Here is a 9,888-nt window from a genome sequence, read left to right on the forward strand (position 1 = left end):
CCGACCGTTGTCAGCCGGCCGATGCGGCGGTGAAAACCGCCAACTGAGCGGCGAAAGCACGCATGTATGCAGGCCGCGCTTCGCCGCGGGCGACATAGGCGGAGAGGTTCGGATGATCGTCCAATATATCCGATCCCTTCAGCCTGAGCAGCACCGTCACCATCAGAAGATCACCGGCGCTGAAGGCGCCGTCCAGCCAGTCGGCATCGCCAAGGCGACGGGAAAGATCGTCCAGCCGTTTCCGGATGCTGATCTCGAGGGCATGCAGGCGCTGCTCATACCAAGGCTCGTTGCGCTCCAGGATTCTGGCGAGAGCGCGGTCGAAGATCGGCGGCTCTATGGTGTTGAGCGCGGCAAACATCCATGCGATCGCGCGCCCCCGGGCATTCGCATCCTCCGGCAGCAGGCCCGCATGACGCTCGGCGATATGGAAGACGATTGCTCCGGACTCGAACAGCGCGAGATCGCCTTCCTCATAGGTCGGAATCTGTCCGAACGGTTGAAGTCTGAGATGCGCGGGTTCTCTCATCGCCTTGAACGAAACAAGGCGAACATCGTAAGGCAGCCCCACTTCCTCGAGTGCCCAGCGAACGCGCATGTCACGCGCCAGCCCCTTGCCGCGATCGGGCGAGTGTTCAAAGGCGGTAATGGTAATCGTCATTGGTGTTCTCCCGAGCGTGCCTGCCTTGAAGACGACCGGCTAAACGAGATTCCGACAGCCCATGTTCGAGATAATCCTCGCGGTCATTCCAGCTGCTGTGAAATCATGCGCCTGAATTACCGGGCTTCACGACATTCTGGAATATTTTCCGAACCGCTTTCGAAAGCCGCTTTACCTCGGCTTCCAGGGTCTTGATGTCAGGGCAGTCGCCGGCGCGGCAGACGAGTTCGACGAGACCCGACGGCGCCTCCTTCGGATCGAACGGACCGTCAATGGACAGGCGGATCAGTTGCGAGAGGCCGGTATAAAGCGCGAAGGCCTCAAGGCATGTGTCGAGATCGGCTGTCGCCATCAGCCGGTCGCCAAGCACCTTCAGGGCCTCGCCGGTACTCATCCCGTTCACGGCAATGCCGACGCCTCTGGTCGGCGCAATCAGCGCCAGATATTGGGCGATGAATTCGAGATCGATGACGCCGCCGGGGATGAGCTTCAGATCCCACGGGCCGGATGGCGGCTTTTCCTTGTCGACCATTTCGCGCATCTCGGCGACGTCATGCGCCACCTTGGCAACGTCGCGATCGGCCGACAACACCTCCTGGACGATATGCTCGGCTTCGGCGATCAGGCTTTCATTGCCGCAGATCAGTCGGGCGCGGCTGAGCGCCATATGCTCCCAGGTCCATGCCTCCTCGCGCTGGTACTTGCCGAAAGCATTGATGCGGGTGGCGACCGGCCCCTTGTTGCCGGACGGGCGCAGCCGCATGTCCACCTCATAGAGCACACCTTCTGCGGTGGGCGCCGAGAAGGCGGCGATCAGCCTCTGGGTGATGCGGGTGAAATAACGCGTCGCGTCGAGCGGCTTCGGTCCATCGGATTCAGAGGCCGCATCGTCGTAATCATAGAGCAGGATCAGGTCGATGTCGGAACCGGCCGTCAGCTCGAAACTGCCGAGTTTGCCCATGCCGGCGATCGCGATACGCCCGCCGGGATAATCGCCATGGGCGGCCCGCATTTCGCTCACCACGGCATCGAGTGCCGCCGCGATGATGAGATCGGCCAGATGGGTGAAGGCGCGTGCGGCCATCGCACCATTGATCGCGCCGGTCAGCAGGCGGATACCGATCAGGAAGCGCTGCTCGGCGGCGAAGATGCGCAGCCGGTCGAGCACCTCTTCATAGTGGCGCGCCTGGGCGAGCGAGCCCTTCAGCCGTTCGCCGAGATAATCGCGGGTCGGCAGTTCGGCCATCAGGCCGGGGTCGAGCATGCCGTCGAAGACATGCGGCTTGGCGGCGATCACCTCGGCGAGCCGGGGTGCCGAGGACATGATGTTGACGATCAGCGACAAGAGCGCCGGATTGCTGCCGAGCAGCGAGAAAAGCTGGATGCCGGAGGGAAGGCCCGAGATGAAGCTGTCGAAGCGCAGCAGCGCCTCGTCGGCGCGCTTGCTTTCGCCGAAGACCCGCAAGAGCTCCGGCGCCAGCTCCGTCAGCCTTTCGCGCGCTTCCACCGATTGCGTCGCACGGTAACGGCCATAATGCCAGGTGCGGATGATGCGGGAAATGTCGGACGGCCTGGTGAAACCGAGTTTCTTCAGCGTCTCCAGCGTATCGGGGTCGTCGCCCTGGCCGGTGAAGACCAGGTTGCCGGTATCGGTGGAAAGCCTGCTCTCCTGCTCGAACAGGTGGGCATAACGCCGCTCGACCGTTTTCAGCACGCCGACCAGCCGCTCGGAGAAGCTCGGCGTGTCGGTGAATCCCATCATGAAGGCGATGCGCTTCAGGTCGGCATCCGTCTCCGGCAACAGATGGGTCTGCTCGTCGCGCACCATCTGGATGCGGTGCTCGACATCGCGCAGGAACCAGTAGGCCTCCGTCAGTTCGTCACGGGTTTCCGCGTCGATCCATTTCGCCTTGGTGAGTTCACAGAGCGTTTCTTCCGTCGCCCGGCCGCGCAAGGCCGGCATGCGGCCGCCGGCGATCAGCTGCTGGGTCTGGACGAAGAATTCGATTTCGCGAATGCCGCCGCGGCCGAGCTTGACATTGTGGCCCTTGACCGCGATCGCGCCGTGGCCCTTATGCGCGTGGATTTGCCGCTTGATCGAATGGATATCGGCGATCGCCGCGTAATCGAGATATTTGCGGAAGACGAAAGGGGCGAGCCCGCGCAGGAAATCGCCGCCCGCCGCCAAGTCGCCGGCAACCGCGCGCGCCTTGATGAAGGCTGCCCGCTCCCAGTTCTGGCCCCTGCCCTCGTAATAGATCATCGCCGCATCGACCGGGATCGCCAGCGGCGTCGAGCCGGGATCGGGGCGCAGTCTGAGATCGGTGCGGAAGACGTAGCCGTCGGCCGTGCGCTCCTGCAGGATGCGCACCAGCCGGCGCATCATTCTCGGAAAGACCTCGATCGCGTCATCCGGGTCGGGCACCACGCCTGCTTCTTCGTCGAAGAAGACGACGAGGTCGATATCGGAGGAGTAGTTGAGTTCGGATGCGCCGAGTTTGCCCATGCCGAGCACGATCAAGCCCGAGCCGTCACTGGGTGCCGCCGGATCCCGCAGCCGCAGCTTTCCGCCCTCATGCGCAGCAAGCAGCAGATGGTCGATGGCAGCAGCGACCGAAGCCTCGGCAAGCTCGCTCAGCCAGGCCGTCGTCGCCCGGCCGTCGAAGATGCGCGAGAGATCGGCGAGCGCGACGAGGAAGGCCACCTTGCGCTTGATGATGCGCAGCCTGCTCATCACCACGGATTCGGCGGGTGCCGCCCCCTCGCCGTCCGGTCGCCAGCACCCCCTGGCCTCGGCGACCAGCGCCTCGATCTGCGGCTCCAGCGGCTCGGTGACGGCACCGGCGAGGACGGCGGGGTCGAGATTGGCGATTTCGCGCAGGTAGGGCGACAGCGTCAGCACCGCCGCAATGAAATCGCGAAGCGGCCCTTCCGTCTTCAGCATCGTCGCCACCGACGGCTCGCTTTTGCCGGCCTCCTGAAGGTCGGCCAGCGCCAACTTCAATTCCGTCTGGTTCAGCGGACGCAGCAGCCCTTCGGCGACATCCTTCAGGCCATGCGTCGATTTCGTCAGCATGCGCTCTCCCTGCTTTGGCACCTCAGGAAACGACGACGCAGAATCGCAGTCCGCGCCTTCGATCGAGATTAAACTAGGGTCTTGGCCGAAAACCGCCAATACGCGATTCAACCGATCGTATTTCGGCGGAAGAGATCAGGCAGCCTTGGCCGGGAAGATCATGCTGACGGTCAATCCCCGCTGTTCGGGCTTGTCGGGATCGGTATCGGAGAGTTCCAGGCGGCCGTTGTGCAGCTCCATCACCGCTTCCACCAGCGAAAGCCCCAGCCCAGTCCCGGGTTTCGACCGGCTTTCATCGAGGCGGACGAAGCGCTTCACCACATCGTCGCGCCGGTCGGCCGGAACGCCCGGTCCGTGGTCGGCGACCGACAGGCAGATACCATCCGGACGGCGGGAAAGCTTCAGCGACACCTTGCCCGCGCCTTCGGTATCGGAGGAATATTTGATCGCATTGTCGAGCAGATTGAAGATCGCCTGGCCGATCAGCTCGCGATTGCCCTGCACCTCGACATCCGGTTCGATGCTGGAGCTGAGGCCAAGCCCGGCTTCTTCCGCCGCCGGTTCGTAAAGCTCGGCGCTGTCGGAGACGATCGCCGAAAGCTCCACCGGCGACATCTCGGCGGCGACCGACCCGGCCTCGACGCGGGAGATCATCAACAGGGCGTTGAAGGTGCGGATCAGCTGATCCGATTCGGAAATAATCCCTTCCAGTGCCGTACGCCGCGTCTCGCCATCGCTGATATCGAGCGCATCGGCCGCCTTGTTGCGCAGCCGCGTCAGCGGCGTCTTGAGATCGTGGGCGATGTTGTCGGAGACCTGCCGCAGACCCTCGTTCAGCTTCTCGATACGCTCCAGCATGGTGTTCAAAGACATCGACAAACGGTCGAATTCATCGCCCGAGCCGCCGACGGGCAGGCGCTGCGACAGGTCGCCGGCCATGATCTTCTTGCTGGCATCCGACATGCGGTCGATGCGTTTCAGCGCGTTGCGGCCGATGGCGAACCAGATGATGATGGCGCCGAGCCCCATGATCGCTAGGGCCACCATCAGCGCCTGGCGCACCAGCAGACGGAAACGCTCGGGATCGCCGAGGTCGCGGCCGATCAGGATTCTGAGACCGTTGTCGAGCACGAAGATATTGGCGATCGCCTTGTGGCGCCGCTCGATACCGCTGTCGGTATAGCGCTGATAGATGAAGGGCGCGGAGGTCCAGCCGATCTCCTCGAAGACACCCGGCTGCACCGACGCGACGTTGCCGGCGAGAATATCGCCCGAGGGACCGGCGATGATGTAGAGATTGGCGCCCGGCTGGCGGGCACGCCGCTCCATGGTGCGCAGGAGAAGGTTCATGCCGCCGGTGTCATAGGCGCGCTGCACCTGCTCCACCTCCTGGCGGACGGCGTCGCGGATCTGGCCGGTCAGCAGCCGTTCCGACATCGCCGTCACATAGAAGACGAGCGTCGCGGCGCAGATGGCGAAAAGCAGGATATAGAGTGCCGAAAGGCGGACTGCGGTGGACTTGAAGAGAACCCTGAAACGGCTCATCCCTCATCCTTGATCATGTACCCCGCGCCCCGGATGGTCTTCAGGAGGGGCTGGTTGTAGTCCTTCTCGATCTTCGAGCGCAGGCGCGAGACATGCACGTCGATGACGTTGGTCTGCGGGTCGAAATGGTAGTCCCAGACATTTTCGAGCAGCATGGTGCGGGTCACCACCTGGCCGGCATTCTTCATCAGATATTCGAGCAGGCGAAATTCGCGCGGCTGCAGCAAGATCTCCTTGCCGCTGCGGCGCACCTCATGGGAGAGCCGGTCGAGTTCGAGATCACCGACGCGATAGACGACGTCCTGATCCGGCGTGCCCTTGCGGCGGCCGAGCACTTCGACGCGCGCCAAAAGTTCGCTGAAGGCATAGGGCTTCGGAAGGTAGTCGTCGCCGCCGGCGCGAAGACCGGTGACGCGGTCATCGACCTGACCGAGTGCGGAGAGGATGAGGACCGGCGTATGGATGGCCTTGCGGCGCAGCTCGCTGATGACGGAGAGCCCGTCGCGGCGCGGCAACATGCGGTCGATGACGATGACGTCGTAGGTATTTTCCGACCCCATGAACAGGCCGCTCTCGCCGTCGCTGGCGTGATCGGCGACGATGCCCGCCTCACGAAAGGCTTTCGTGAGGTAGACCGCGGCTTCGAGATCATCTTCGATGATGAGAATCTTCATGCGGCCGACATTACCCACCGGCTGCGTTTCGGCAAGGCTCAAAGCATTTTCCTGCGGGGCGGCGCTCATGGCGATCATCCTTCAAAGCTCAGAAGAATCGAGCCGCGCGGACTTTCGTCCGCACGGCTCTCGTTTTCTTAAGGATCAGCCCTGGCCGTTGATCGGAAGCGCGACGAAACGGCTTCCTTCACCGGACTGGATCTGGAACAGCGCACGGGTGCGGCCGTCCTTCTTGGCCTGGTTCAGCACCTTGACGATATCTTCGGGGCTGGAGACCTCCTGGTTGTTGACCGAAGTGATCTTCTCGCCTTCCTTGATGCCCTTGTCGGCAGCGTCGGAATCCGGGTCGATGCCGGTGATCGCCAGGCCCTTGCCGTCGTCGGAAGGACCGACCGTCAGGCCGAGATCGGCAAGCGCCTTCTCGGAAGCCGGTGCCTCAGGCTGCTGCGGCTGGTTGTTGTCATCGGCCGACGCATCCTTCTGATCGATCGGCAGCGTGCCGAGCTCGACGGTGAGAGACTGGGCCTTGCCGGCACGCCAGACCGAAAGCTCGACCTTGCTGCCCGGCTGCATCGCACCGATGCGGCGGCTGAGATCACGTGCATCCTTGATCGTTTCGCCATTCAGCGCAGTGACAACGTCGCCCGCCTTCATGCCGGCCTTGTCACCCGGCGATCCGGCCTGCGGGGCCACGACAAGGGCGCCGCTCGGCTCGGACAGGCCGATGGACTCGGCGATATCCTTGGTCACCGGCTGGATCTGCACGCCCAGCCAGCCGCGCGACACCTGGCCGTCCTTCATCAGATCGGCAACGACATCCTTGGCGGTCGAGGCGGGAATGGCGAAGGCGATGCCGACGCTGCCGCCCGACGGCGAGAAGATCGCGGTATTGATGCCGACGACTTCGCCGCTGAGGTTGAAGGTCGGACCGCCGGAGTTGCCACGGTTCACGGCAGCATCCACCTGCAGGTAATCGTCATAAGGGCCGGAGCCGATATCGCGGCCACGGGCCGAGACGATGCCTGCTGTGACCGTGCCGCCGAGACCAAAGGGGTTGCCGACGGCAACGACCCAGTCGCCGACGCGGACATTGTTGTCGTCGGCCCAGTTGACGTAGGTGAACTTCTTGCCCTTGCCGTCGACCTTCAGCACGGCGAGGTCGGTGCGCGGATCCTTGCCGATCAGCTTGGCATCGAGCTCGGTGCCGTCATTCATCACGGCGACGAAGGCCTGGCCATCGGACACGACGTGGTTGTTGGTGACGATATAGCCGTCTTCGGAGATGAAGAAGCCGGAGCCCTGGGCGACGGGGCGCAGACGACCCTTGCCGCCCGGACCGTTCGGGCCGCCATTCGGGCCGTTCTGGCCGAAGCGCCTGGGATGGCCCTGCTGGTCATTCGGATCCTGGCCGAACTGCTTGAAGAACCGCTTCAGCGGGTGATCGTCGGGAAGGTCGTCGAAGCCGCGGCCGTTGAAATCGAAGGAGAAGCCGTCATTGTTGTCGGAGACGGGATTGACGCGGTTTTCGACCCGGACGGAAACGACGGCCGGCGAGACGGCGTCGACCACATTGGCGAAGCTCGGAACGGCAGGCGCCTGAATCTTGACAGCTTCGGCATAAGACCGGGTGATTTCGAGCGGAACGCCGGTTGCGAGCACAGCGGCTGCGATACCGGCGACGGTAGAAGCCTTGAGCACAGTGGCGAGGGACGGACGTCCGTTGAAATTCTTGAGCATTGGAGCACCTTCTCTTGTTCTTAAATCTTCAGACCGGCGACGCCGGATCAGTCGATGAATGAAGATATAGGACGCCGCACCTTACTGCGAACTGTCCGGCCAATGAAAAGTTGGTAATGTTTGTAATGTTTGCTTTTGGCCAAACGTGCCGCCAGCTTCCCGGGTAGCGCGGACGCGGCCAGATATGCTCGTCCGCCGGCTCAGCCCGGTCGGTTATTTCTTCAGAAGCTCGCTCAGCTTCGCCTGTTCGTCGGCCGTCAGCTTGCTGCCGGTCGGCTTGCCGGCCCTCTTGCGCGCAAAGACCAGCAATGACAGCCCGCCGAGGGTCACCAGCAGCACCGGCGCGCCCCAGAGCAGCACCGTCTTCATGCCGATACGCGGCTTCAGCAGCACGAACTCGCCATAGCGCGAGACGATATAGTTCAGCACCGCCTCGTCGCTGTCGCCATCGCTGATGCGCTCGCGCACCAGCAGGCGCAGATCCTTGGCGAGATCGGCATTGGAATCGTCAATCGACTGGTTCTGGCAGACCATGCAGCGCAGTTCCGCCGACAGGGCGCGGGCGCGCGCCTCAAGCGCCGGATCGGCCAGCACCTCGTCCGGATTGACCGCAAAGGCGGGGGCCGCCATCAGCAGCAAAGCGAAAGCCAGCAAGAGACGCCGCATCATTCCGCCGGCTCCATTGCAGCAGCAGGCTTCGCGGCTTTCGCCTTCCTACGCGGGGCGCCGACGCGCAGGCGGCGGTCGGTGAGCGAGACGAGGCCGCCGAAGGCCATGATCACCGTGCCGCCCCAGATGCAGAGAATGAACGGCTTCCACCAGATGCGCACGACGATGCCGCCGTCCTTGGTGGCGTCGCCGAGCGAGACATAGAGCTGGCTGAGCCCGAAGGTCAGAATGCCGGCCTCCGTCGTCGGCATCTGCCGGGCGGTGTAAAGACGCTTGGCCGACCAGGTATCGGCCACCGCGATACCGGCGCGCCGGATGGTGAAGTGGCCGCGCTCCTCAGTATAGTTCGGCCCGGTCGCCGGCTGCATGCCGTCGAAATGCAGGCTATAACCGCCGGCCTCGGTCACCTCGCCGGGCTTCATCTCGATGACGTGTTCGCTCTGGAAGGTCGTGACGGCGACGATGCCGAGCACGGTGACGCCGAGCCCGGCATGGGCAAGAGCGGTGCCGAAGGCCGAACGCGGCAGGCCGGAAAGCCGGCGCCAGGCGATACTGGCGGAAACCTTGCCGATGCCGGCGCGATACCAGAGATCGGCGATGGCGCCGAGGATGAGGAACAGGCCGGCCGCCAGCCCGAGCACTGACAGAACCGGTCCGCCATGTTGGACATAGAAGAAGACCACCGCGGCCAGGAAGGCGAGAGCTGCGACGACATAGAGCCGCTGCAGAGCGCCGAGCAGATCGCCGCGCTTCCAGGAAAGCATCGGCCCAAAGGGCACGATGACGATCAGCGGCGCCATCAGCAGGCCGAAGGTCAGGTTGAAGAAGGGCGGTCCGACGGAGATCTTGTCGCCGGTCAGCGTTTCCAGCAGCAGCGGATAGAGCGTGCCTGTCAGCACCGTGCCGCAGGCGACCGTCAGGATCAGATTGTTGACGACGAGCGCGCCCTCGCGCGAGATCGGCGCAAACAGCCCGCCGGCAGCGAGCCGCGGCGCGCGGAAGGCAAACAGCGACAGCGCCCCGCCGATGAAGATCAGCAGGATGCAGAGAATGAAGACGCCGCGGGTGGGGTCGCTGGCAAAGGCATGCACCGAGGTCAGCACGCCGGAGCGCACCAGGAAGGTGCCCATCAGCGACAGCGAGAAGGTGAGGATGGCAAGCAGCACCGTCCAGATCTTCAGCGCCTCGCGCTTTTCCATGACAAGCGCCGAATGCAGCAGCGCGGTGCCGGCCAGCCACGGCATGAAGGAGGCGTTTTCCACCGGGTCCCAGAACCACCAGCCGCCCCAGCCGAGTTCGTAATAGGCCCAGTAGGAGCCCATGGCGATGCCGAGCGTCAGAAAGGTCCAGGCGGCCAGCGTCCAGGGCCGCACCCAGCGCGCCCAGGCCGCGTCGATGCGGCCTTCCAGAAGGGCAGCGACGGCAAAGGAGAAACAGACGGAGAAGCCGACATAACCGAGATAAAGCAGCGGCGGGTGGATGGCGAGACCGATATCCTGCAGGACCGGATTGAGATCGCGGCCCTC

At 63.8% G+C, this 9,888-nt stretch carries 7 protein-coding genes; all 7 read right to left on the reverse strand.

Features of this window, described 5'->3' with window-relative positions; translation table 11 throughout:
- Positions 1 to 10: 10 nt before the first annotated feature.
- A complete protein-coding gene (locus FHT69_RS11475) occupies positions 11 to 661 on the reverse strand; it encodes a glutathione S-transferase family protein (protein WP_183905353.1) in 651 nt (216 codons plus the stop codon).
- Between the two features lie 103 nt (positions 662 to 764).
- Positions 765 to 3,737, reverse strand: coding sequence for a bifunctional [glutamine synthetase] adenylyltransferase/[glutamine synthetase]-adenylyl-L-tyrosine phosphorylase (locus FHT69_RS11480; RefSeq protein WP_183905354.1), 2,973 nt, complete (start codon positions 3,735 to 3,737; stop codon positions 765 to 767).
- Positions 3,738 to 3,872: 135 nt separating this feature from the next.
- The gene (locus tag FHT69_RS11485) at positions 3,873 to 5,282 is read right to left on the reverse strand and encodes a sensor histidine kinase (RefSeq protein ID WP_047616113.1); all 1,410 of its coding nucleotides are present in this window, start codon (positions 5,280 to 5,282) and stop codon (positions 3,873 to 3,875) included.
- Positions 5,279 to 6,034, reverse strand: a complete 756-nt coding sequence (locus FHT69_RS11490; RefSeq protein WP_373289194.1) for a response regulator transcription factor — start codon at positions 6,032 to 6,034, stop codon at positions 5,279 to 5,281. Before FHT69_RS11490 ends, FHT69_RS11485 begins: the two co-directional genes overlap by 4 nt.
- 66 nt (positions 6,035 to 6,100) lie before the next feature.
- The gene (locus FHT69_RS11495; RefSeq protein ID WP_097545387.1) at positions 6,101 to 7,693 is read right to left on the reverse strand and encodes a Do family serine endopeptidase; all 1,593 of its coding nucleotides are present in this window, start codon (positions 7,691 to 7,693) and stop codon (positions 6,101 to 6,103) included.
- 213 nt (positions 7,694 to 7,906) lie between these two features.
- The gene (locus tag FHT69_RS11500) at positions 7,907 to 8,362 is read right to left on the reverse strand and encodes a cytochrome c-type biogenesis protein CcmH (protein WP_048338617.1); all 456 of its coding nucleotides are present in this window, start codon (positions 8,360 to 8,362) and stop codon (positions 7,907 to 7,909) included.
- Positions 8,359 to 9,888, reverse strand: a 1,530-nt coding sequence (locus FHT69_RS11505; protein ID WP_183905355.1) for a heme lyase CcmF/NrfE family subunit, incomplete at its 5' end; no start/stop codon positions are given. The genes FHT69_RS11500 and FHT69_RS11505, both read right to left, overlap by 4 nt.

The organism is Rhizobium sp. BK008, assembly GCF_014197345.1.
Taxonomy (GTDB): Bacteria; Pseudomonadota; Alphaproteobacteria; order Rhizobiales; family Rhizobiaceae; genus Rhizobium; species Rhizobium anhuiense.